Origin of the sequence: Mucilaginibacter polytrichastri (assembly GCF_001911425.1) — a bacterium.
In the GTDB taxonomy this organism is placed as follows: Bacteria; Bacteroidota; Bacteroidia; order Sphingobacteriales; family Sphingobacteriaceae; genus Mucilaginibacter; species Mucilaginibacter polytrichastri.
In genome coordinates, this window is record NZ_MPPL01000001.1 from 5,232,871 (window position 1) to 5,255,917 (window position 23,047).

General features: G+C 42.1%; 32 protein-coding genes. 15 read left to right on the plus strand and 17 right to left on the minus strand.

Annotated features, from left to right (window positions below; genetic code table 11):
- Positions 1–206: 206 nt before the first annotated feature.
- On the minus strand, positions 207–878 hold the full coding sequence (locus RG47T_RS22580) for a lipid-binding SYLF domain-containing protein (protein WP_074493680.1): 672 nt from the start codon (positions 876–878) through the stop codon (positions 207–209).
- Between the two features lie 323 nt (positions 879–1,201).
- Here RG47T_RS22580 and RG47T_RS22585 point away from each other — a divergent pair, with 323 nt between their 5' ends.
- The 3 genes from RG47T_RS22585 to RG47T_RS22595 all read left to right on the plus strand — a co-directional run bounded on the left by RG47T_RS22585 (position 1,202) and on the right by RG47T_RS22595 (position 2,682).
- Entirely contained in the window at positions 1,202–1,846 is a 645-nt protein-coding gene (locus RG47T_RS22585; RefSeq protein ID WP_074492001.1) for a DUF47 domain-containing protein, read from the plus strand.
- Positions 1,847–2,059: 213 nt separating this feature from the next.
- Positions 2,060–2,329 (plus strand): helix-turn-helix domain-containing protein, encoded by a 270-nt coding sequence (locus tag RG47T_RS26885; RefSeq protein WP_074492003.1) that lies wholly within the window; start codon positions 2,060–2,062, stop codon positions 2,327–2,329.
- Entirely contained in the window at positions 2,323–2,682 is a 360-nt protein-coding gene (locus RG47T_RS22595; RefSeq protein ID WP_074492005.1) for a single-stranded DNA-binding protein, read from the plus strand. The genes RG47T_RS26885 and RG47T_RS22595 overlap by 7 nt, the downstream gene beginning before the upstream one ends.
- 133 nt (positions 2,683–2,815) lie before the next feature.
- Here the strand turns inward: RG47T_RS22595 and RG47T_RS22600 are convergent, their stop codons facing one another.
- Entirely contained in the window at positions 2,816–3,499 is a 684-nt protein-coding gene (locus tag RG47T_RS22600) for an HAD family hydrolase (RefSeq protein WP_074492007.1), read from the minus strand.
- Positions 3,500–3,624: 125 nt separating this feature from the next.
- On the opposite strand from RG47T_RS22600, the gene RG47T_RS22605 reads away from it, so the two are divergent.
- On the plus strand, positions 3,625–4,005 hold the full coding sequence (locus tag RG47T_RS22605; protein WP_074492009.1) for a VOC family protein: 381 nt from the start codon (positions 3,625–3,627) through the stop codon (positions 4,003–4,005).
- Here RG47T_RS22605 and RG47T_RS22610 read toward each other — a convergent pair.
- The 3 genes from RG47T_RS22610 to RG47T_RS22620 form a co-directional block, all read right to left on the minus strand.
- Entirely contained in the window at positions 4,002–4,841 is an 840-nt protein-coding gene (locus RG47T_RS22610) for an alpha/beta hydrolase family protein (protein WP_074492011.1), read from the minus strand. The two genes, RG47T_RS22605 and RG47T_RS22610, sit on opposite strands and share 4 nt — an antisense overlap.
- Positions 4,842–4,890: 49 nt before the next feature.
- The gene (locus tag RG47T_RS22615; RefSeq protein ID WP_074492013.1) at positions 4,891–5,301 is read right to left on the minus strand and encodes a nuclear transport factor 2 family protein; all 411 of its coding nucleotides are present in this window, start codon (positions 5,299–5,301) and stop codon (positions 4,891–4,893) included.
- A gap of 94 nt (positions 5,302–5,395) precedes the next feature.
- Positions 5,396–6,511 (minus strand): Gfo/Idh/MocA family protein, encoded by a 1,116-nt coding sequence (locus RG47T_RS22620; protein WP_074492015.1) that lies wholly within the window; start codon positions 6,509–6,511, stop codon positions 5,396–5,398.
- 223 nt (positions 6,512–6,734) lie between these two features.
- Between RG47T_RS22620 and RG47T_RS22625 the strand changes: the two genes are divergently transcribed.
- Entirely contained in the window at positions 6,735–7,016 is a 282-nt protein-coding gene (locus RG47T_RS22625; protein WP_074492018.1) for a hypothetical protein, read from the plus strand.
- On the opposite strand, the gene RG47T_RS22630 is transcribed toward RG47T_RS22625, so the two are convergent.
- The 5 genes from RG47T_RS22630 to RG47T_RS22640 all read right to left on the minus strand — a co-directional run bounded on the left by RG47T_RS22630 (position 7,013) and on the right by RG47T_RS22640 (position 8,766).
- Positions 7,013–7,486 (minus strand): hypothetical protein, encoded by a 474-nt coding sequence (locus RG47T_RS22630; protein WP_074492020.1) that lies wholly within the window; start codon positions 7,484–7,486, stop codon positions 7,013–7,015. The two genes, RG47T_RS22625 and RG47T_RS22630, sit on opposite strands and share 4 nt — an antisense overlap.
- Positions 7,487–7,611: 125 nt before the next feature.
- Positions 7,612–7,740, minus strand: coding sequence for a hypothetical protein (locus tag RG47T_RS27005; RefSeq protein WP_262493258.1), 129 nt, complete (start codon positions 7,738–7,740; stop codon positions 7,612–7,614).
- Positions 7,741–7,911: 171 nt separating this feature from the next.
- On the minus strand, positions 7,912–8,238 hold the full coding sequence (locus tag RG47T_RS22635) for a hypothetical protein (protein ID WP_074492023.1): 327 nt from the start codon (positions 8,236–8,238) through the stop codon (positions 7,912–7,914).
- Positions 8,238–8,366, minus strand: a complete 129-nt coding sequence (locus RG47T_RS27010; protein ID WP_262493259.1) for a hypothetical protein — start codon at positions 8,364–8,366, stop codon at positions 8,238–8,240. The genes RG47T_RS22635 and RG47T_RS27010 overlap by 1 nt, the downstream gene beginning before the upstream one ends.
- Positions 8,367–8,385: 19 nt before the next feature.
- Positions 8,386–8,766, minus strand: coding sequence for a hypothetical protein (locus tag RG47T_RS22640; RefSeq protein WP_074492024.1), 381 nt, complete (start codon positions 8,764–8,766; stop codon positions 8,386–8,388).
- A gap of 231 nt (positions 8,767–8,997) precedes the next feature.
- Between RG47T_RS22640 and RG47T_RS22650 the strand changes: the two genes are divergently transcribed.
- On the plus strand, positions 8,998–9,570 hold the full coding sequence (locus RG47T_RS22650) for a pentapeptide repeat-containing protein (RefSeq protein WP_074492028.1): 573 nt from the start codon (positions 8,998–9,000) through the stop codon (positions 9,568–9,570).
- A gap of 3 nt (positions 9,571–9,573) precedes the next feature.
- On the opposite strand, the gene RG47T_RS22655 is transcribed toward RG47T_RS22650, so the two are convergent.
- The 3 genes from RG47T_RS22655 to RG47T_RS22665 form a co-directional block, all read right to left on the minus strand.
- Positions 9,574–10,446: an alpha/beta fold hydrolase gene (locus RG47T_RS22655; protein WP_074492030.1), complete on the minus strand. Its 873-nt coding sequence runs from the start codon at positions 10,444–10,446 to the stop codon at positions 9,574–9,576.
- An 87-nt stretch (positions 10,447–10,533) separates the two neighbouring features.
- Positions 10,534–12,237, minus strand: a complete 1,704-nt coding sequence (locus tag RG47T_RS22660) for an alpha/beta hydrolase (RefSeq protein WP_074492032.1) — start codon at positions 12,235–12,237, stop codon at positions 10,534–10,536.
- 105 nt (positions 12,238–12,342) lie between these two features.
- On the minus strand, positions 12,343–12,738 hold the full coding sequence (locus RG47T_RS22665) for a hypothetical protein (RefSeq protein ID WP_074492033.1): 396 nt from the start codon (positions 12,736–12,738) through the stop codon (positions 12,343–12,345).
- A gap of 150 nt (positions 12,739–12,888) precedes the next feature.
- On the opposite strand from RG47T_RS22665, the gene RG47T_RS22670 reads away from it, so the two are divergent.
- The 4 genes from RG47T_RS22670 to RG47T_RS22685 all read left to right on the plus strand — a co-directional run bounded on the left by RG47T_RS22670 (position 12,889) and on the right by RG47T_RS22685 (position 15,419).
- A complete protein-coding gene (locus RG47T_RS22670) occupies positions 12,889–13,731 on the plus strand; it encodes a bifunctional helix-turn-helix domain-containing protein/methylated-DNA--[protein]-cysteine S-methyltransferase (protein WP_074492035.1) in 843 nt (280 codons plus the stop codon).
- An 82-nt stretch (positions 13,732–13,813) separates the two neighbouring features.
- Positions 13,814–14,095 (plus strand): Ada metal-binding domain-containing protein, encoded by a 282-nt coding sequence (locus RG47T_RS22675; protein ID WP_074492037.1) that lies wholly within the window; start codon positions 13,814–13,816, stop codon positions 14,093–14,095.
- Positions 14,092–14,805, plus strand: a complete 714-nt coding sequence (locus tag RG47T_RS22680) for a 2OG-Fe(II) oxygenase (RefSeq protein ID WP_074492039.1) — start codon at positions 14,092–14,094, stop codon at positions 14,803–14,805. The genes RG47T_RS22675 and RG47T_RS22680 overlap by 4 nt, the downstream gene beginning before the upstream one ends.
- Positions 14,805–15,419 (plus strand): alpha-ketoglutarate-dependent dioxygenase AlkB family protein, encoded by a 615-nt coding sequence (locus tag RG47T_RS22685; protein ID WP_074492041.1) that lies wholly within the window; start codon positions 14,805–14,807, stop codon positions 15,417–15,419. Before RG47T_RS22680 ends, RG47T_RS22685 begins: the two co-directional genes overlap by 1 nt.
- A 322-nt stretch (positions 15,420–15,741) precedes the next feature.
- Here the strand turns inward: RG47T_RS22685 and RG47T_RS22690 are convergent, their stop codons facing one another.
- Positions 15,742–16,563: a hypothetical protein gene (locus RG47T_RS22690; protein WP_074492044.1), complete on the minus strand. Its 822-nt coding sequence runs from the start codon at positions 16,561–16,563 to the stop codon at positions 15,742–15,744.
- Between the two features lie 176 nt (positions 16,564–16,739).
- Between RG47T_RS22690 and RG47T_RS22695 the strand changes: the two genes are divergently transcribed.
- Positions 16,740–17,201 (plus strand): DUF4268 domain-containing protein, encoded by a 462-nt coding sequence (locus RG47T_RS22695; RefSeq protein WP_074492046.1) that lies wholly within the window; start codon positions 16,740–16,742, stop codon positions 17,199–17,201.
- Here RG47T_RS22695 and RG47T_RS22700 read toward each other — a convergent pair whose 3' ends face one another.
- On the minus strand, positions 17,202–18,428 hold the full coding sequence (locus RG47T_RS22700; protein WP_074492049.1) for a multidrug effflux MFS transporter: 1,227 nt from the start codon (positions 18,426–18,428) through the stop codon (positions 17,202–17,204).
- Positions 18,429–18,541: 113 nt separating this feature from the next.
- Complete coding sequence (locus tag RG47T_RS22705; protein ID WP_074492051.1) at positions 18,542–18,859, minus strand: ferritin family protein; 318 nt, start codon at positions 18,857–18,859, stop codon at positions 18,542–18,544.
- Between the two features lie 133 nt (positions 18,860–18,992).
- On the opposite strand from RG47T_RS22705, the gene RG47T_RS22710 reads away from it, so the two are divergent.
- Positions 18,993–19,352 (plus strand): chorismate mutase, encoded by a 360-nt coding sequence (locus RG47T_RS22710; protein ID WP_074492053.1) that lies wholly within the window; start codon positions 18,993–18,995, stop codon positions 19,350–19,352.
- A 63-nt stretch (positions 19,353–19,415) separates the two neighbouring features.
- Here RG47T_RS22710 and RG47T_RS22715 read toward each other — a convergent pair whose 3' ends face one another.
- Positions 19,416–20,372 carry an ROK family protein gene (locus tag RG47T_RS22715; RefSeq protein WP_074493683.1) on the minus strand — a complete coding sequence of 319 codons (957 nt, stop codon included), beginning with the start codon at positions 20,370–20,372 and terminating at the stop codon, positions 19,416–19,418.
- Between the two features lie 219 nt (positions 20,373–20,591).
- Between RG47T_RS22715 and RG47T_RS22720 the strand changes: the two genes are divergently transcribed.
- From RG47T_RS22720 to RG47T_RS22730, 3 genes are read left to right on the plus strand one after another with little or no spacing between them, the layout of a single operon-like run.
- Positions 20,592–21,404 carry a TerC family protein gene (locus RG47T_RS22720; protein ID WP_074493685.1) on the plus strand — a complete coding sequence of 271 codons (813 nt, stop codon included), beginning with the start codon at positions 20,592–20,594 and terminating at the stop codon, positions 21,402–21,404.
- A gap of 30 nt (positions 21,405–21,434) precedes the next feature.
- The gene (locus RG47T_RS22725) at positions 21,435–21,884 is read left to right on the plus strand and encodes a phosphatidylglycerophosphatase A family protein (RefSeq protein ID WP_074492055.1); all 450 of its coding nucleotides are present in this window, start codon (positions 21,435–21,437) and stop codon (positions 21,882–21,884) included.
- 38 nt (positions 21,885–21,922) lie between these two features.
- Positions 21,923–22,900 carry a hypothetical protein gene (locus RG47T_RS22730; RefSeq protein ID WP_074492057.1) on the plus strand — a complete coding sequence of 326 codons (978 nt, stop codon included), beginning with the start codon at positions 21,923–21,925 and terminating at the stop codon, positions 22,898–22,900.
- Positions 22,901–23,047: the final 147 nt, after the last annotated feature.

Here is a 23,047-nt window from a genome sequence, read left to right on the forward strand (position 1 = left end):
GCGGCTTTAGCCGTGGCGGTAACAGCGGCGGCGGCGGTGGCGGAAGCTACGGTTCAAAAGGTGGTGGTAACAGCAGAGGCGGAAGCCGTTATTAATATAAAAAAAACACCAGTCTACTTAGACTGGTGTTTTTTTGCTTTATACTTTATCTGTGTTTAGCTGTTACGTTTGTTTTAACAGCCGTTACTGTTTAGCATAAGCCAGTTTTACATAATTAAGGCTGCTTTTAATGCAGTTACATTTGTAGATGGGCTTTTACCTGTTTCAAATATTACTTTTGAATTTGAATCTGCTTCGCCATAAAATTTGGCATTGGCGCTTTTATCAATTGATATATTTGAGCCATTAATACTTAGCCCGGCAAATAAGCCTTTGCTGCGCGAGTACGAGTATACTTCGGCATCAAGCTTAATATCTGTGCTGGCAGTTGAACTACGCCCAACCGGCCCGGCAGCTGCAGATATATCGCCACCAATAGTGAACTCGCCGCTATTTACTTTGGTTAATACACTTTTGTGTCTAAATACCAATACCAAATCAACAGATTGTACGCCTATCTGTAAACCAAAGCTACCGCCAGTAAAGGTTACAAATACCGGGTTGCTCCATTTACCATCTGCTAACCTTACCATGGCAACGCCTTTACCGCGTTTGCCGCCTACTGCCAAACCTGCATTAATCATGTTTGGGATAATAATAACCCCTTCTGATTGTTTTAAAAGATCTGATGGGATGCTTTCCTTCATCTTGGCAAAATCATGCAATACGGTTGTCGATTTTGCAATCCGCTCGTTTTCTTTACCTGCGTCTTTTGCAGAGGTGAGCACAAAAAACATACTCAACAAAGCCGGAACTAATAATACTTTTAAGTTTTTCATAGCCATAAGTGTTTTAAATACGTATTAATGTATAATTTATATTGTTATCAGATAACACCAATATGACAAGTAGGTTTCTTAAAAGTTTAAATATGATAACCTTGGCAATAATAGCAACCTGGCAAATAGTACTTGATTAATTATAGAGATATCCTGAATGGGCAATACTTAACAATTGATTAACATAAAATTTATGTGAAACCATAAAATTTTATGGGTTTCTTTGCGCTTAATAACCTGTCGCGGCAGTACTTATACATATATAAATAGTGTTGTATCAAAGCGTAATAGATTCGCTATCTTACAGCCATAAATAATAGTTGATGAAAACGTCTATATTCGGTCAAGCCTTACCCAATAATAATCAGATCTTTTACAATATGTTTAACCAGGCGGCTAGCAATAGTTATGATATGGCCGCATTGCTTTATCAGGCCACCGGATCAGAAGATCTTCAAGACCAGAAAATGAATTTTAACCACATCAGCAGGTTAAAAGAGAAAGCCAATGGTATTAAACATCAGGTATTGGTGGTATCGGGCAAGGCATTTATTTCGCCTTTTAGCCGTGACGATATGTATGCCCTGGCATCGTCAATAAACAGTGTGTCAGACTTTATTGATGTTGCGGCCCGCCGTATTAACTTTTACAACATACAGGTAAACCCACCTATTAAAGAGCTTGCCGGTATAATTGTTGATTGTTGCACCCTGCTTGCCAAATGTGTAGAGGCCCTAAACGACCTTAAAAACGTTGATACCATTACAGATTACTGCACCAATATTAAACAGTTAGAGCATTTTGCAGATCAGGTGCATAACAAAGCCCTTGCCCAATTGCTGGATACAGAAACAGATGCGCTGGAAGTAATTAAATACAGCGAAATATTGGCATCGCTGGAGCGGGCTACCGATAAATGCGAGCATGTTGTTAATGTAATTGAAAGTATTATTATAAAAAATAGCTAAGTTTCAGCAGCTTTCGTCCCGGACATTTCTTTTCAAAAATCAACCTTTTAATCTTTTGGTTGTGCCTTTTAGGTATATTGTAAAATTGCGTCTATATTATTAATTAGCATTTACATTAAATATACTGTATTTAATAAGCTTATGTGCTGAGGCTGAACGCCTTTAATTATTTTTTGGCAAACCCATAGGCATTACTGTTGTTTAACTATTAATATGATAAATGTCATTTTAGTAGAAAACTGTAAAATTGTTGTAAATAGGGTTAAATCACTGCTGAAGAAAGATCATGGATTTAAGATAGTTGGCGAAGCCATTAACAGCGTAGAGGTATTAAAAATACTCAGCATATGTAAACTGCCTCCCGTTTCATCAGGCTTTCTGACAATGAAAGGCTATGAATTTCGCTTATCCCAATTTACCCATATTACTGCCGGCAATGCAACGCCTATTTATTTAAATTTTAATATCCGGAACGCATGTTAAGTAACTCCGGAATTAATAAAGTTTTTTTGGTTGGGCACATAGGCAAAGAACCATACTTGCATTCGGTGGCTAACGAGCCTGACATGTTATGTTTCCCTATGGTTACTACGGAGTTTATTAAAAAAAATGGTGCCAGTGTTGAGCATATTGAATGGCACCAGGTTAAGATACCTCACAATTATGTAGATGCCGACAATGTTTTAAAAAAAGGGCAGCTGGTATATATACAGGGCAAAATACAAACCCTGCAATTTACAGATGAGCAGCACATAAAACGCTACAAAACCGAAATAATGGCACAATACATACAGATATTAAGTAATAACATTGAACAAACATTGGTGCAGGACTAATTGATCAGACTGGTTTTCTAAGTTTACCCTCCCGTGCATTAAATCATCGTCTATCTGTTCAGTAAATCCCGCATTTTAACAATGTCAGGATAGTTTTACCGCATCGTAGATATCCAACTTCCTTGCATTTAGTCTATAACGCTGTCAGTATCTCGCTGATATGTTCTACAGTATTAAATTTCTCGTGTTCGATGGTATGATTAATCTGTTCGTGGGCCCAGGTAATATGGTAGGGTACATGGATGGCCCAACCGCCAATGTTAAGCACCGGCAATATATCAGACTTGAGCGAATTGCCAACCATCAGTAATTCTTCCGGCTGTATATCCAGGTGGCGGATTAATTTAAGGTAATTGGCATCATCCTTTTCAGACATGATTTCGATATGGTGAAAATATTTACTGAGGCCAGATTTGCGCAGCTTGCGCTCCTGGTCCAGCAGATCGCCTTTGGTAGCTACAACAAGCCGGTATTTGCCCTGTAAGCTTTCCAGCACATCTTCTACCCCTCCCAGTAATTCAATGGGTTCGTTCAGCAGGCTTTTGCCAAGGTCTAAGATCTTGTCTATAATTTCTACACTTAGCGTGCCCGAAGTGATGCGGATAGCGGCCTCAACCATAAAGAGCGTAAACCCTTTTACGCCATAGCCATAAAGCGGTAAATTATCCAGTTCTGTACGCATCAGTTCACGTTCCAGGTCGTGGAGCGACAAGTAGCCCTCCAAAAGCCTGCAAAATGCCTCTTCTGTTTTGCGGAAATACGGCTCGTTTACCCAAAGGGTGTCGTCGGCGTCAAATGCCACTACTTTTATACTCATGGTGTTATAGATAGTATAATGCAATAATACTTAAGTTTTTGTGTAATGCAGATATCCCTGATCTGGGAAGAATAATCAAATTAAACAGTCCTAAACTTTGCCTGCTAATTGCTGTTAACAGGGGTATGGAAATTAACCGCCTCGACCACTTAGTTTTAACCGTTGCCGATGTAGATGCTACCTGTAAGTTTTATAGCGAGGTGCTGGGTATGGTTGTGGAAACCTTTGGCGATAATCGAAAGGCATTGAAATTTGGCAATCAAAAAATAAACCTGCACCAAAAGGGTAATGAGATAGATCCCAAAGCAAACCGCCCAACACCTGGTTCGGCCGATCTTTGTTTTATAACAGATACCCCGATTGCCAGAGTTGAACAGGAGTTAATTGGCAAAGGCCTAAACTTAATTGCCAGCCGGGTTGAGCGTACGGGTGCCACAGGTAAAATAGTATCCATCTATTTCCGCGACCCGGATTTGAATTTAATTGAGGTGAGTAATTATCTTTAACGTTGCAGATACCAGTGCTCTATTTTTTCTATCAAAATAGCCGGCTGCCGCACCCAGCTAAAATGAGTTAAGCCTGAGTTTGCTATGCAATAAATAGTTTTATTAGCCATTGTTAGCTTGTTGCAGAGATGCAATACGGCGCCGGGTGGTGCCAGGAAATCAAAATCTAAATGGATGGCTAATACGGGCAGTTTTACTTTTCGCAGTTCCTGTTCCCAATTGATGGGGCTGCCTGTAATGCGGTATTTGCCTGTAAGCGCTTGCCTGCCCCAATCATTAATAAGCCTTTGAAAGGTATTGCCGCCAAAACCAAACTTAGCGCCCGGAAAATAGCCTGCAATGCGGGCGTAAACACGGGCAAACTGGGTGCTTGCCAATACCTTTAATTTTTGCATGCCGGGCCACGCACGGTAGTATACAGAACCTGTGGCACAAAGTATTAACCCTGTTAAGCGTTCATCTTTTAAACAACTGTACAGGCACGCAAGTTGCCCGCCTAAACTATGCCCCAAAATGTCAATTGGCGAATTAAACAAGGCAGTTACTGCTGTTAATGCTGCAGGGATGTCTTCGGTTAGTAAATCATAGTACCCGTAATTTACATCTTTGCCGGCGGCTACAGAACTGTTGCCTTGTCCCTGCAGATCTATCACGGCGCAATGCCTGTTGTTTTTTGCCAGGCTTTTCAATAGCCTGTCGTAATAGCTGGCCGGCACGCCCAAGGCGGGTAATATCAGGATGGCATTAGGGACGGCGTTTTTGGCCTCAATGTATCGCAGTTCGGTAGTTTTATACGCAGCAATTGCAATTTGCTTTACCAGAACGGTTAAGGCCATGTTAAAGGTTAAATGGTGTAATACTAATTTATAAAATTAGCTTCAACTATCACAGTCTTCTATCTGCTTCGTTAATTTCAACATCATTAATACTGGCATATCTTTTTCTCATCAGGCCGTTTTCGTCAAACTCCCAGTTCTCGTTACCATAAGCGCGAAACCATTGGCCATTGGCGTTATGCCATTCGTATTCGAAACGTACGGCTATTTTATTACCGGTAAAAGCCCACAACTCTTTTGTGAGTTTATAATCTAATTCGCGCTGCCATTTTTGAGTTAAAAACTCCACCACCTCTGCACGCCCGTTAATAAATTGCGAACGGTTGCGCCATTCGGTATCTACACTATAAGCTAAAGATACCCGGTTGGGGTCGCGGCTATTCCAGGTATCTTCGGCCATTTGTACCTTTTGTTTGGCTGTAACTGCATTAAATGGTGGCAGGGGTAATTTCTGTTCCATGGGTTATTGTTTTAATACCACGAAGTTAGCCCATCATGTACCATCAACGCTGGCAATAATCGGCGCACATATGGTACTATTTACTGATCTTTACTTACACCGTTATCTTCTCCCACTTGCCCGAATCAAGGCTACGATAAATGGCATCAATCACACGCATGTCTTTCATTCCTTCTTCGCCGGGTACACGGGTTGGTTTATTAGTGGCTACACATTTGGCAAAATCGTCCATTTGTGCCGCCTGCTGATTAATTTGCGGAAAATCTATTGCGCCGTTAGTGCTTTTACCCAATATAGGCCCATATCCATAAGCTGGCTCCAGTTCAAAATACCCGTGCTCTGCTTCGGCTTTCAGGTAACCCCAGTTATTGTTATAGCTCGATTTGCCCTTGGTTTTTAATCCCCCGGGAAACTCCAGTTCCCAAAATATGGTTTCATCTACCTCTTTAAAAAAGTCGGGCCGGGTTTTCTCCTGGGTGGCTTTTACGGCAATTGGCTCCAGGCCGGTAGTGTAGCGCGCCCCTTGTATGGCGTAAATACCCATATCCATTAAGGCTCCGCCGCCGCTCATGGCTTTTTTTAGCCGCCATGCATTCGGGTCGCCACGATAGGTAAACCCATTAGCATTTTCGAGGGCGGTTAATTTGCCGAAAACCTGTTTCTGCCCCAGTCGCATTACCTCAATGGTATGTGGTTCGAAGTGCAGGCGGTAGCCTATAGAGAGCATCCGGTTTGCTTTTTTGCAGGCGGCTATCATCTCCTCGCAATCGCGCGCATTAAGAGCCATCGGCTTTTCGCAAATTACATGCTTACCAGCCTTAGCCGCACGGATAGTATATTCTTTGTGCATAAAAACAGGCAGCACGATATACACAATATCAATATCGGGGTTGTTGGCTATGCTATCGAAGTTTTGATAGTTATAAATATTTTTTTGGGGGATGTTGTACTGCTGTGCCCAATCTGTCGCTTTTTGTGGAGTACCTGTTACAATGCCTGCCAGGTAGCAGTTTTGCGCTTGCTGTAATGCCGGGGCTAATTGCCCTTTGCTGTAACCACCCAGGCCTACCAATGCAATGCCCAGTTTCTTTTTTGGCTGGCCCGAAAAGTTGGCCATGGCAGACAGGCTTGAACCCAATGTTAACGCACCTGCGCCCAATAAACTGTTGCGTATAAACCCGCGCCGCGATAATTTAGAGAATGATTCCATAAGTACAATTGGTTTTTATGAGGTAATAGCAACGCGCTACCGGGAGCGCAGATTGTTGCCTTATAGTTAAAGGTAAAAAAGCTTAGGTTAATTTACCCGCTTGTTTGCCGGCTTGTTAATATAATACAGCAATATGCTAAATAAATACATGGCTGATTATCAATATAAAACATTTACGTGCTTTGATGTTTCTACAGTTACTATCTAATATAACCAAGGCTTTATGATAACAGAAGGCCTTAAAGCGTTTGAGGTGTATGCCTTAACGAAAGGGTATGAAGCATCGATGCTTAACGGCGCGGTGGTAATAAAAAACGTAACAAACCAGGGCAATAACTTTAGCATACAGCAGGCTGATGATTATTATGCGGTGTTTGCGTTAAAGGTATCGCAGGCAGATTATGAGTACACGGTAAAATGTATGGTATATCTATTACTGGCCTACTTTAATAAAGCGAATAGTGATAATACGCATCTGCACCTTAATTTCAGGGTAGATCTTTAATCGGGCAGGTGATAGCGTTCGCTGCCTTGCAAAAATTCGTCGAGTTTGTAGGCATAGTTGCTGGTGATATTATAGAGCAGCAATGCAGATACACATACAAAAGGCACAGCGGTTATCATACCGGTTAGTGCTTCATTATTGTGCCCGGCATTAATGGTTAAATAAAGCAGCCCGCCATAACAGCACAATAAACCTGGAACAATTAGCAAGGCCTGGCTTAATTTGCTTTGCCTAAACAGGCTGATAATCATTAACACCTGCCCAATGAGCGATAATAGAGCGGCTGTTGGTAATAGTTGTGCATAGGTATCGCTAAGCGAAAAATAAAAGGTATCGTTAAGTAAAAGGGGAATTAATATGGCTTCTACTATCACCATAAAGCCTGTGCCATTACCCAAGCCAACTAATATCAGCATATTAGTTAACAACGCCCATGTAACCATACGTTTGATGTTGCTGTTGTTTTGCATTTGTAAAAGGTAGATTGTATTAGTAATAATAGTAGAAAATATGCGGATAATTTAAATGACTTTATCCTATAAGGTTATCTGGCAAAATATGGATGCCTTAGAATGCTATACTAGTAATTGGCCTATTAATGAACTTTTAACCATTGCCCAAATTGGTAACCCCATATCCCTACCTTAATGATAAAGAATACAATCATAATGATATAAAAAATATTCATTACGTTTTTCTGAACCGGGATTTGTTTTATAACCATGATTAGGAGTTTAATAGGATGCTCTAATGTAGCATTATTTATGCTTAACAACACATGCTATTCCATGATTTTTAAGATGAGTTTGGAAGGTACCGGTATAAAACCAGTGGTTAAGCTTGTGCCCGATGATACAGGCCAAGCTTAAATCATTGATCTGAAAACAGGGTGCGTTTAAGGGCGCACTCTTTTTGGGTTAAAAGCAACCAGGTATTGCAAATCGCGACCTGATGAAGTAACACCACTATCAAATTTACGTTCGAAACCTGCTTTAGCTTCAATTAGTTTAACCTTTACTACGCGCATCAGTTCGCCCAGTATTTCGGGTAAAACCTTGGTGGTAATGGTTGGATAGTATTTTTTTTCGATGTCGATGGCTTCTGATGCGCTGGCTAAGCTCAGTTCCCAATTTTCGTCGGGTTTAAAACCGAATTCTTTGGCACAATTGTTTAGATCGTACACATACATTTTAGCCTGAAACTCTACTGATTGATTTGACATTATTTCTTTTTAGGGGTGTTGATATCCTGAGATACCGATTTTTTACCAGACTGATAATCTGATCCGGATTTTTTAGGTCCAACGGCAGCTGCTTTTTTAACTTCTCTGCCTCCTTTGTCTTTGCTCATATGCTTGTATTATTTGGTGTTAATTTTTATTCTCCGGCCTGTTAATATTAGTTTCCAGCAGGGTAATGTTTAGGTCTGTGTAATGGTCGGCCCGGTACTGCATTAATTTATCAATCCCCTTTTCGCCTTCTTTTATCATGGCGTTAAAATGCCTCACCGCAGTAGCTTTAGCCATTTCCATTGCTTTAACTTTACTGGTATAGCCATAGTACATGGCATCATCTGCCGGTAAAGAATAATAAGATGGGATGGTGCACAACACATCAACCGGCGGGCCTGTAACCCAGCTTGCCTTAAAGTGCCTGGTTGTGGGCAGCATGAAATCGTTGGTGGAAACTTCAGTTACCCTGGTGTCGTTTTTATAAACACGGTAATACTTGGTGAAATTATGCTTTTCCATAGTTTATCTGAAGATGGTATTAGCTAACGCTTAAATATTTCGTATCAGAAAACGGAATGCCTAAGTAAAGACGTATTAACAGGATTTTCTTAAAGATACCTTTTATTAATTGATTATCAGCAGGTTTTAAATGTTTATTAACGGGGCTATCAATAAGCCGCTTAATGTAACTTAAGGCTGACATAAAAGCCGTAATTGTATACATTTGCCTACTCCAAAATAGTAGCAGCAATGGAAGAATTAGTACACGACAACAAGGTTTTTGAAGATATTGTTTATGCCGATAAACTGGTTAAGGGGCGGGAATTTCAAAGCTGTAAATTTAAAAAGTGTGATTTCTCCAACAGTAATTTTGTGCACAATAAGTTTTTAGATTGTGTTTTTGAAGGCTGCAATTTAACCATGATGAAACTCGAAGGATCAACCTTGAGCAATGCCGAGTTTAAGAATTGCAAGATACTGGGCGTAAATTTTAGCGAGTGTCAGGATTTCCTGTTCAGTGTGGCTTTTAACAATTGTATGCTGGATTATGCTTCTTTTATGGGTAAAAAGATGGTGAAAACCAATTTTTCTCATTCCTCATTAAAGGAAGTAAGTTTTAGCCAGGCTAACCTTACCGGCTCGGTTTTCGAGCAAACAGATCTTAATAATGCCGTTTTCAGCCGTACCGATCTTACCTCGGTTAACTTTATTACCGCCTACAACTACACCATGGACCCGGAAATAAACATCCTGAAAAAGGCCAGCTTTTCGGCCCAGGGTGTCGCCGGTTTACTGGCCAAGTACAACATAAAAATTGTGTAATAATTATTTGTGCATGCTTTTAATGGCCTGTGCCAATTGATTGTTAAATTCTACAGGTTTCTCTATCATGGGGTAATGGCCCGTGCCATGCATATAAAATAGCTTAAAGGGCATGTGCAGTTTTTGCATGCCCGAAACATTAGTTGGGTTTACATCGCTATTGATGAGATACAATGTTTTGCCGGCATTTTTTAGTTCGGTGGTTTCGTCCAGATCGTCGCGTTTCATGCAGGCTGCTGCTATGCTGGTATCACTGCTCAAGGCATCATGCATTACCCGCTTTTTAATACTATCAGGGGTAGTTTTAGAAAATAATTGATGGCTGATATAGTCGGTAGCTATGGCTGTAAAAAAGTGGTTGAGGCTATCAATCGCTTTGTCGTATGCTGCTTTTTCTTTTACAGTTGGTGGCAGGCCAACACCCACACTTTTAAAGTTATCAACCCCAACTAAAGCAATAACCCGTTTGGGGTCGTTAACGGCGGCTTCAACAACAATATTACCGGCCATAGAGTGGCCTATCAGTATTACATTTTTTAAATTAAGTTTAGTCATTACCGCATTGACATCGCCGCCAAAGGCCCGCGCATTCCATCGCGACCTGTTTTTGCCCGATTGCCCGAAACCCGGCAGATCTATCGTGATAATCCTGTATTTTTTACTAAAGTAAGCAAGCTGATTGGCCCAGTAACCTTTGTTAATACACCAGCCATGCACAAATAGTAAAACAGTATCGCCCTTGCCTTTATCGTTGTAAGCAATATTAACGCCTTGGTTTTCTATCTCAACCTTATCAATATTCTCAGCAGGATTATGGCAAGAAAATAAGGATACCGATAGCAAAGTTGCCAACAACAGGTACAGGATTTTCGTCATAGCTTATAGTCTAAGTTTAACGCAACTTAGCTAATATCTGCAAGGTGTAAATACGAAATGGGGTATTTTAACCTTATTTAACAAAATCTAATATCGCCACGATTGCTGATCTGCACCTTTGGGCGCGCGTGTTTTTACCTCTTCGGCCCAGCGCTTAATAAACATCTGGTGGTAACGCAGCCTACTGATATAATTGGGCTGGGTATGGTCGCCGTTCCAACAATGCTCGGCACGGTCGCCGTAATCAATTACGCAGTTACAGTTGGGGTTATCGAGCTTTTTTAGCATGTCCTCGGCACTATAAACAGCATTGTTGAGATAATACGTATCCATATCGCCCACATAAATATGGATCTTACCTTTCAGCTGGTTACCTATTTTGGGCCAGTCGCGTTTAATGATGTAGGTAAGGTCGAAGTTATCGCGCCAGTAGCGGGCAACGGAGGTATCAATAGCACCGGTATACTTGTCAAAGATCCGTTTAGGATAGCCGTCTGCATCCATGGGCGAAAATACGGCCTCCCAGATATCAAACTGTTCGCCGCTGCGGGTGCGGCTGCCCAGGGCCAGTTCGCGCTGGTTCATTTCTTTTACGGTGGTTAACACATGGCCCAGGTAATTACGTTCGCCGGGGCGGGGCGTTTTCTTAAAGTCGCTTTCGGGATAGTAAGCGTTTTTGTCGTTATAAATATCAATTGTGGTATAGTGATGAAAATCAACCGGATCGGGGCAGGCGGCATAGCAGCCGTTGTATTGGTCGGGATAAAAAACCTGCGCGGCCAAAACTTCCCAGCCACCGGTAGAGCCGCCATACATAAAGCGGGCCCAGCCCTTGCCAATGCCTCTGAATTGTTTTTCCACCGCCGGGATCAGTTCATAAGTAATGGCATCACCATAGGGGCCTAAGTTGGCCGAGTTTACCGCGTACGAATCATCATAATACGGGTTGGCATGCTGAATTTCAATCGCAATAACCCGCGGAAATTTAGGGCCTGTCCACTGCTTGTAAAAGTCATAGGCCTCCTGCTGTACAATTTTATTGTAGCCTGTAATGTGGAATCTTTCCGAGGTGTCGGGTTTTAAATTGGCATCCGGTGGTGTAGTGCGGAAACCCTCCAGATCGGCCGGAAAGTGGCCATGGAAAATAGCCAATGGATACCTGACATTAGGGTGCTCATCAAAGCCGCCGGGCAATAATATATTAGCCCCAATGTACATCGGCCTGCCCCAAAACTCGGTAAGCAGTTTACTCTGGATGCGGATGTGTTTAATGTACCTGGTATCTTCCGGCTGTTTTATCGGTGGGATAGTTTGGGTAATGCTAAGCTGGATCTCGCCGGCCTTTGCCGGGTTAAAGTGAATTTTTATAGGTGCCGAATAAATATTACCCGGCGCTTCGTTCCAGTGCTGGCCTTCGCCGCGGTCCATAGGCAGCTTTACGGTTTGCCCGGTTTTTAAATGGAATGTTTCGTATTTGTGCAACAGTACTTGTACATAATAATCGCCTTCGGGCACATCTTTTAACCGTTCCAAAGGGTAGCCAATGGCCTGTATATCTATCAGCTGTGTGGTATTGGGTTTCCATCCTGTTACATCCATCCCGAAAACCAGTTGCGAGCCCGCCGCATCATTGATCTGGAAACGGGGTTCGGCTTTATTATTTTTAGACATTAGCAGCAACAGTCTGCCATCCAGATCAGTGGTGTGGAGCACGCCATCAATATGTACCCTAATGGTTTGCGAAAAAGCAGAGCAAGAAATGAATAGCAACAGAAAAAGAAGTTTTTTCATGCGAAGGCGGGGTTTGAGGACTAAATATAATTAAATAATCTCAACCCCGCCTTTATTGATTACAGCGAATTCTAATATCTGTGGTTGCCTACACAGTTAAATGTATTAATCAGCTGATTCTTTGCCGGGATGTTTAGACATTATCAGCCAGAATATTAAAGCGCATACCAGGTAAAAACCGCCCAAAACTCCCACAATTATTGGTAAGGTATTATTACTAAATGCCGCCTTGCTTAAAGCCATACCACCAATAAAAAAATGGGTAAGGTTAGCAAGTGCTATCGGCTTATTATAAATCCCGCCTATAATGGAACCCTTGGCCATCCAGTTAAGCATCGCAAAAGCATAATAGGCGGCACCTAATAATTGTAAAATGAGTTCGATGCCCTTGTTGGGGCTAATGCCCAATAAAGTCATCACGTAATCGGGTGCGAAGGTTAGGAAGATACCTATAATGGCAAATAATATCGCCGTTACGGTCATAATCAATTTAGTATTCATTGATAATAAAGGTTGTTATTTACACTTTGACTAAGATAGTGCCAATTGTTACATATTTAGTTATAGAATGTATATTTATACATAGCAAGAAACGGGTTCTATGCCAGCCATTAGCCACATACTTTTGTATCATTAAATTATTAAAAGATTATGGAAACGCAGCAAAAACTCGATTATAGCCGCATTGCAGAAGCCATCGAATTTTTCAGGATTAACTATAAACACCAACCCTCTTTAGAGGAAGCTGCGGCGCATGTAAACCTCAGCCCCTTTCACTTTCAACGGATGTTTAAAGACTGGGCGGGCGTTACGCCGAAACAGTTTTTGCAATACATCAGCGTAGAGCATGCCAAAAATATACTGAAAGATAAACAGGCTTCACTATTTGATACCGCTTACGAAACCGGCCTATCAGGCACCGGCCGCCTGCATGATCTGTTTATCAAAATTGAAGGCATGACCCCCGGCGAATACAAGAACGGTGGTGAGCAACTGCGGATTAATTACAGCTTTGCCGAAAGCCCGTTTGGGGCGTTATTAGTAGCAGCAACCAACAAGGGCATTTGCTATATGGCCTTTGCCGACGAGGGTTACGAGGATGCATTTATCAAACTACAAAACCGGTTTCCCAATGCTATTTATCAACAGGTATTAGACCAGATACAGCAGAATGCCATCTTTATTTTCACCAAAGACTGGAGCAAGCTGAGTGAGATTAAACTTCACCTCAAAGGCACGCCATTCCAGATTAAGGTGTGGGAAACATTGTTGAAAGTACCCATGGGCGATCTTACTACTTATTCGGGCATAGCCATCCAGCTACAAAACCCGAAAGCCAACAGGGCGGTAGGCTCGGCTGTGGGCGGTAACCCGGTTGCCTTTCTGATTCCCTGCCACCGGGTAATTAAATCTACCGGCGAGATTGGGCAGTACCACTGGGGTAGCTCGCGCAAAAACGCAATGATTGGTTGGGAAGCGTCGAAGGCGGTGTAATGCGCAGATGGCTCATCCAAACCCTCTCTAAGGGAGAGTGCATAAAGAAACCTCCATTGTCAGGGGAGATTTAAAGGGGGGGATGTTATTACACAACCAACTTGGTCAAACCGATTTCGCACAAAAACGCAAACTCGTTAAGCTTATCCAATCCGGCGAGATTACGTTAGGGGGGTACACCAAAACAAAAATTTATGGAACGCTAACCTGCCGGTCAGGCAAAAGGATGAAAGTGGATAACCGCATCTTTTTCTTCGACGAGGAGGAAGCTATCGATGCCGGATACAGGCCTTGTGGGCATTGTATGCCCAGGATATACCAAATATGGAAAGCCTTACAAGCGGTTAAACAACATCAGCAATGAAAAATATAACAGAAAGAATTGAAGATCAAGACTGGGATAGCATCAGCAACATCCTCCATGATAAAGGATATGCTATTGTAAAAGAGGTGCTCAGTAAAGACGAGTGTAATAGCCTGATTGCGGGTTATAATACCTCCAATAATTACCGTAAAACCGTGGTAATGGAGCGTTACCGTTTTGGCATTGGCGAGTATAAATATTTTAATTATCCGCTGCCGGATGTTATTACAAATATCAGGGAAACGGTATACCCGCACTTGGCTAAGGTGGCAAACCTATGGATGCAGGTGTTGAATATCGACACAATATTTCCCCTGCAACACGAAGAACTAAAAGCTCAATGCCATGAAGCCGGGCAAACCAAACCCACTGTTTTGATATTAAAGTATGGTGAGGGTGGTTTTAATACATTGCACCAGGATTTGTATGGCGATATCTATTTTCCCATGCAGTTGGTGTTGTTTTTAAACGAACCGGGCGGCGATTATACAGGCGGCGAATTTGTGTTAACTGAGCAAATTCCGCGAGCGCAATCTAAAGCTATAGTGTTAAAGCCCAAGCGTGGCGATATGCTGTTGTTTACCACTAACTTTAGGCCGGTAAAAGGGAGTAAAGGTTATTACCGCGTAAGTATGAAACACGGTGTAAGCGAGTTGCATACTGGCGAGCGCCATACGCTGGGTATAATTTTTCATGATGCATTAAGTTAATGGACTTATTTAATACAGAAACAAGTACAAACCTGTTGCCTTTTGATGGCGAGGTAAATTATTACGGCCGGATGATGCCACCAGTCGAAGCCAATCATTACCTGCAGGTTTTGCTCGATACCATCGCATGGAAAAACGATGAAGCGGTGATATTCGGCAAGCACATTATTACCAAACGCAAGGCTGCCTGGTATGGTGATGCTGTTTATGCCTACACCTACTCCAACACCACCAAACAATCCATGCTATGGACTAAAGAGTTGCTGGAGTTAAAGGCAATGGTTGAGAAATTAACCGGTACCACCTTTAATTCATGCTTGCTAAACCTTTACCACAACGGCGACGAAGGCATGGGCTGGCACAGTGATGATGAAAGCTCACTAGGCCGTAATACAGTTATTGCCTCTTTAAGCCTTGGCGCCGAACGGAAATTTATGCTGAAACATAAGGTGAATAAGCGGTTGGTTTCGATTATGCTGGCCAATGGCAGCTTGCTGGTAATGCAGGGCAGCACCCAAACCAACTGGCTGCATGCCCTGCCTAAAACTAAAAAAGTAAATACCTCAAGAGTGAATTTAACCTTTAGGACTATTGTGGATGCGCCGGTAATTTAATGTGTTATCCTGAGTTACCCGCAGAATGGTGCAGAGGCCTGCCCGCATATTTCGAGTTCCTTACCCATAACAGATTGGATTTTCTCTTTTCGTCATTGCGCGGAGGTACGACAAAGCAATCCCCGATTGTGCCGTTCCGATTTACAAAGCGGCTCTGCACAGTCGGGAATTATTAATGTTAGGTTAATTTTTATAGTATTAATGAGCGCTGGAGAAGCTCAGACGAGCTGGGTATTTTAAAGCAGTTGGGAGCAAAAATTTAGTAATGGAATTAATGATCTGATTTTGGTACTACTATCAAAATCAGATCGTTAAAATATTATTAACCATTCTTAAACTTTGCAATCTTTAAATTGCTGATCAATATTTTAGAGCCATTTTTGTATTGTATTGGGCCGCTGATGTAAAAATTTTTGGCATCGGTTGGGGTAAAAAGCTGCGTATCGGCCATCTTGGTTTTATCTAAATATACTACCATCCGGTCGCCGTCTACCACTATAGATACATGCATGGGGCGGTTGGCATCGGTAGAAAGATCGAACGTGCCGTTCACGTATTTATTGGTTTTGCTGTTACCCACATTTACTTGGTTATTATTATAATATAGCAGGTTTACATATGCACCGGTGGTATTGGTATAATCCCTCACGCTGTTATCGGTAGCAAAACCAAAACATACCGGGTAAATATCACTGATCTGGTCGGCCGAGGCCAGGATATCAAACTCCATGGTAAAATGCTTAGGATAAAATAGCTGGCGGGTAAACTTATAAGTAGCATTATCCTGCAGGGCAAGCCATTTGCCGGGTTCGCCATTTACGGTTACAACCGAGCCCGCGCCGTTGGTTTTAAATGATGTGGGCGAAGTACCAACACCATACTTAGAAAAATCTTCGGAATAAATCACCGAATCGCCGGAAACATAATCAAAGGCCGAGTTAACAACCGCCCTGTTGCTTTTGTGCGGGGCACTGCTACTGCCATCACTGGGTTTATCGGTCGATTTATCTATTGTTTCGCCGGCTTTTTGGGCTGCCTTATCTTTAGCTTTTTGCCATAAGCCCCCTAGCTGGGCATTGGCGTTTAGGGTTAAACACGTGCTAATGGTTATTAATAAACCGGGTAATAAGTTTCTTTTCTTCATAAAAGTGTTTAGATATTAAGCCAAATTTAAATGAAAAACATTAACCGCATATTAATTTTTTTGCATCAGGAATAGTTTTTTTTGTTTTTAGCGCAATTTTATAGGGTTAAAAGCCATTCGGCAGATAAAGAATAATTGCAGACTTTTGCAGAATATAATAAAGGCTGCATCAAAACATGTATTCTAAAGATCAGGCATCACAATTAAAACAGGCATTTTGGACGGCTTTCGGGCAATATATATCACCCCAGCTATCGGCCGAAGGCTTAAAGATTAACTGGGTAAATTATAAAACCGGTATTAAGCATTTATACTTTAGGATGCAGGCCGATAAACACTCGGCCAGCATAGCCATTGAGATTGCCCATCCCGATGCCGGTATCCAGGAATTGTTTTTTGAGCAGTTTAAAGAATTTAAGAACATACTGCACAGCGCCCTTAATGAAGAGTGGGAATGGCAGCTCCACACTACCGACGAATACGGCAAAACCATCAGCCGCATTTATAAGGAGATTAGCCCGGTTAATGTGTTTGATAACAACGACTGGCCCCAACTGATCTCATTTTTAAAACCCCGTATTATTGCGCTCGATGAGTTTTGGAGCGATGGCAAATATGGTTTTGATGCCCTTAAATAATTAATGCGCCACCATTACTTCGTTTGGGTCGGGCGTAAAATGATGCTTAATGTTTTTGCGGCCAATAAATAATATCAGCATTGCAATGGCCGATGTAATGGCCATAATAGCCGCCATTGGCATAGCCGACGAACTGTTAAAAAGGCTTACCCCAAATGAGGCCAGTGCGCCAACCCCTAATTGAAGTGCCCCCATTAAAGAAGATGCTGTGCCTGCATTATGCGAAAACGGTGCGATAGAAAGTGCAGCCGTGTTTGGGTTGGTAAGCCCAAGGCAACACAGAAATAAAAATATCATGGCGATGGTACCGTACAGGCCGAAGCCACCCATGGCAGCACCGGCAAAAAATGCCAGCGAAACAATTACTTGTGCTATCATAGCGGCTGGCACCACCTGCTCGCTTTTGAATTTTTTAAGCAGCAGGCTGCTTACCTGGCTCGAGCCGATGAGGCCGATGGAAAGGAAAGCGAAGATCCAGCCGTAAGTGGTGCCGCTTACTTTAAAAACATCCATAAATACCAATGGCGAACCTGCTACATAGGCAAATAAGCCCGAAAAGGCAAAGGCCCCCGAAATAGCGTAAGTGTAAAACTGCGGCTCGATTATAACTGATAAAAAGCTTTTGACGATTGGCTTGGGTTTTAAAGAAAAGTTAGGATTGGGCTGATAGCTTTCGGGCAGGCTAAATATTACCGCGATAAGGATTAGCCCCGCTATAACGGCTAAAAGGATAAATACCCATTGCCAGCCGAATGCTGCTGTTACATACCCGCCAACAGTTGGCGCCAACATAGGCGAAGCCGAGATAACGAGCATCAGCAATGCAAATACCTTGGCATTATCCTTAGCCGGAAACAAGTCGCGCACCATGGCTACAGAAGCCACCGCCGCCGCGCAGCTACCAATTGCCTGTATAAAACGCAGAATAATTAATGCTTCGATACTTTTAACCATCAAGCAGCCTACGGATGCTATGATGTAGATCACCAACCCTATATATAAAGGCTTTTTACGGCCAAAACGATCGAGCAAAGGCCCGTATAATAATTGCCCGGCCGAGATCCCAACAAAGAAACTGGATAATGAAAGCGATACCTGCGCTGTAGTAGTGTGCAGGTATTTAGCAATAGCCGGGAAACCCGGCAGGTACATATCTATAGAAAACGGGCCTAGTGTAGCCAGGGTACCCAAAATGAGTATCAGGAAAAAATAACGCTGCTTAGTCATGTATACGTGCAATCAAATTGAATACAAAGATCAACTATTACCATCAGCAAATTGTTAGCTGATGGTAATAGTTGATCTTTGCGTTACCATAAACACAAGCAGTGCGCTTGCTTTTATTTTTCAGCAGCTTCTTCGCCTTTGCTGCCTAGCTCAACGATATCGCCTTTTTGAAACAAGATGGCTTTGAGTGTTGTGCGCCAAACATCTTTTTTCCGTAACAGAAATTCTAAATCCATACCGAAGTGTTTAAATTCTTCCTGCTGGGCATTTTGCATAATGGCTTTGGCATCTTTATCTGTTTCAACAGCAATGCGCTGCTCATACCAGCTAATGGCTTCGGCTTCTTCGCAAAGCGATGTGATCATGCGGGCAAATGTGCGTGTTTCCTGCGATAATTCTTCTGGTGGTTCGTGGTATTGATCAAATGACATATGGGGGTTTTTATTTTGATAAAGCCGGATAGGTATAGTTTTGTTTTGATCCTTAACATTGTAATGTTATAATAGTAACAAGCATGTTACAATTTTATGCCAACAATAAAGTTTAACTAAATAAACATTTGCTATGAAAATAAAACACATTGCATTAACCGTATTAGCTATTTTGGGCCTGGGGTTTTGCCGTTCTTATGCCCAAACAACTGCCCCGGATAACACACTGGCTATTAATCGACAAAAAATTGATTCGTTAGATAAAATGCTGATACAGGTACTCGGCGAAAGGGAAAGAGTGGTTAAGGAGATTGGTATTTATAAAGCAAAAAATAATATTCCATCTCTGCAGGCAGCGCGGTTTCAACAGGTGCTGAATAAGGGTATTGAGGCGGGTAAAAAAGAAGGCCTGTCTGCCGAATTTGTGACTGATTTATTAAATGCCATCCATAAGGAAAGCCTGCGTATAGAAGATAGCCTAAAGGTGAAATAAAATGTTGTAGAAAGCCTCCGGATTTTATTCCGAAGGCTTTCTATATCAAAAAGAAGAAGCTATTTATCCCCAAACTAACGTGCTGGCTCCCAATATGGCAGCATCTGCAAATTTCAGTTCGCTAAACAGCAATTGAACCTGGTCTTTAAAGGTAATGAGCAGGTGTTCTTCCATCGCTTTTTTGGCTGGGTTCATCAGCAGGTCGCCGGCTTGTATCACACCACCGAATAAGATGATCGCCTCGGGCGATGAAAACATCACAAAATTGGCTAATGCTTCGCCCAAAATTTCACCCGTAAATTCATACACCTTTTTGGCCAGGGCATCGCCTTTGGTAGCACATTCGTAAACTATCTTAGAAGTAATGTCTTTATCGTCGTAGTTTTTCAATAAAGTATCTTCTTTGGCGTCTTTCTTCATCTCAACGGCTGTAATGGCAATACCGGTAGCAGAGCAATAGGATTCTAAAGTACCCTTTAACCCGGTAGACCAATGCTCGCGCCCACCCGGGCGGATCACCGTATGCCCCAGTTCGCCGGCGTTGCCTTTGTCGCCATAGAGCAAACCGCCGTTAACCACAATGCCGCTACCCACGCCTGTGCCCAGGGTAATCATAATAAAATCTTTCATGCCTTTGGCTGCGCCAAAGTTTAACTCGCCCAGGGCTGCGGCTTTAGCATCGTTATTTAATACGCAGGGTATTTTAAATTTTTCTGAAATTAGTTTGGCAATGGGTACCACACCTTTCCAGTGCAGGTTGGGGGCGTTTTCTATACAGCCCGTAAAATGGTTGCCATTGGGTGCGCCAATGCCAATACCCTTAATGTTGCCATCTTTGCCAAACTTGTTTATCATGGGCAAAAGGCGCTCATACAAACCATCAACAAAGGCTTCGATGGTGGGGAAAAGCGTTGTTGCCACTGCGCCCTCATCTAATATTTCGCCACGGTGGTTTACAACACCATATTTGGTATTGGTGCCACCTACATCAACCCCTATTGCTAAACTTGTACTTTTCATTTCCTTAAAATATGCGTTAAAATTAAATAATGGATTTAAAACCATATTGTTCTTGCGTAAGCTAACAAACCTATTTAAGTTTTGGTAATTAAACAGTGTAGATTGACAATGCTGTGTGTTTTGAGCAGACAGGAAAGGCAACACCAATGCGATAGTTTTGAGCTGCTTTACGCCTATGAGTTAATATACCTATTTTTAACCCTTGTAATTTTTATAGAAATGGATGTGTTACATGCCCTGCTGGGCAGCGATATTAAAGCAGGTTTATTAATTATACTAAACCTGGTAGTTATTGAAAGCCTGCTCTCTGTTGATAATGCGGCTGTGCTGGCTACCATGGTGATTGATTTACCACCGGCCCAACGCAGCAAAGCCTTGCGCTATGGTATTATCGGCGCTTATGTTTTTAGGGGCATCTGTTTATTTCTGGCTGCATGGCTGGTTAAAATATGGTGGCTTAAACCTTTGGGCGGCTTTTATTTGCTGTACCTGGCCTTCAGTTATTTTAAGGGCAAAGCAGCCGGAAGCAATGCGGACGAAGCGGTAGACAAAAGCAAAAGCTGGGTATACAAATATACCGTTGGGCTAATGGGTGCCTTTTGGGCCACCGTAGCACTGGTAGAAGTGATGGATCTGGCATTTTCTATAGATAACGTATTTGCCGCCGTAGCCTTTACCGATCATGTATTTTTGATCTATACAGGTGTGTTTATCGGTATACTGGCCATGCGTTTTGTAGCGCAGGCTTTTGTAAAGCTGATGGAGAAATTCACCTTTTTAGAAACCGTTGCTTTTATAGTGATCGGGGTGCTGGGTATTAAACTTTCGGCATCTTTATACACCCATTTTTACCCGCATACCACCATAGCCGGCCTATTGGATGGCGAGAGAACCGATATTTTTATCTCCGTATTTACGGTAGCTGTGTTCATATTGCCGGTGCTAAGTTCACTGCTGTTTAATTTTCCGCGTAAGCAAATGTTGAAACCAGAAGTTGCAGAACAGGCCGAAAATGTGCTGAACAAAAGCTGATCTGACAGAATTTATATTTACAATTACACCATGAATAAATTAATTGCCTCCTGGTTTGGCATCGGCTACATTAAAGGCGGCGGTACCATTGCTGCTGCTGTAACCTGCGGACTTGTTTTTTTATTTTGGAAAACACCTGCCGCGCAAAATGCCTGGATATTTTTTGCACTAACCATAATCATTACCCTGCTGGGCATTTATGTAGGCAACAAGGTAGAGCCATTTTGGGGTAAAGACAGTTACCGTGTGGTAATTGACGAAGTGGCCGGTATGATGGTAACCCTGCTATTTTTACCGCTTAATGTTTATATACTGCTCATCGGGTTTGTGCTATTTAGGTTTTTTGATATTCTGAAACCGTTGTATATCCGCAAAATGGAAGCCCTGCCCGCGGGTACGGGTGTAATGATGGATGATGTTTTAGCCGGCGTATATGGCAATATTGTATTGCAGATCCTCGTTCTGTTTGTTAAATTTTAAAGATTTAATTTTAAGAATACCCCTATCCCTCAACCATAATGAAATTATTAAAGACACTTATTTTACTGCTCGTTATTATTGCTTTGCAAAGTTGTAACCTGGTGCCGCTTAAGCCAGGCATCTGGAAAGATGATAAGATTGATGAGGGAAAGCGGAAAGACTTTCATACGCTTAACGACCTGCTGTTAAAGAATATTAAAGCCGGCGATCAGGATGCGGCAGAGAATATGCTGTCGAAAGATCTGCTTGGTAAAAGCGGGTATAAGAGAACCTTGGAATTGATTGGTAACCGCATGAAGGAGGGGTCTTACAACCTGATTGAAGAATATTATATGGTTAACAACGTTAAGGATAACACCTTTAAAAACCCCAATACCAATAGCCTTGATTTAGATTATGCCGCCGTGGCCAAAGAAATGTATATCGCTTTTCTGATCCTCAAAGAGCCGGAGAATAAATTTATGATCACCCTGGTGTATGGTAAGTTTGATTACGGCTGGAAGATTGACAAGCTGGAACTGGAAAAATATACCGAAAACGGCAAGGGAACGGCTGCCCTTTACAAACAGGCTCAGGCACAATACGCCAAAGGTTACCTGATTGATGCCGCAAACAGCATGGCTATGGCGCATGACTGTGGCACCCCAAGCGAAGAGCTTAAATCTTTGTTTACAAATGATATGCATGTTTTTTACCAGAACTTGGTTACCGACTTAAACCGCCGTTATAAATACCCGCTTGCTATTGCCGGTGTAACTACCCAGCCCCGTATTTTTAGAATAGACAATCAAAATGTAAAGGGTGGTACCTACCCGGCAGTTTGTTATTTAACATCGTTTGACCTGAGAGATACCGTAGCTATAAAAAAAGAGAACGAGCAGGTTAAAAAAGTAATTGGTAATGTATTGCCGGGTATTGATAAGGATAAAAAGTATATGCTGTATTACGTATATCACCAAAAACCCAACATGACCAGCAATGCCTATAGCTACGATATTACGGTTAAGCTGCAATAATTTTAGTTTAAAATATACATGAGAGCCTTTTAGTCGGAAGATTAAAGGCTTTTGTTGTTTTAATGATTTGATAACAAATCTATTTGTAGCTAAATGTGTTTATAAGTTACTTTGCGCTTTCCGGCCCAGGGAGCCAACGTATAAACC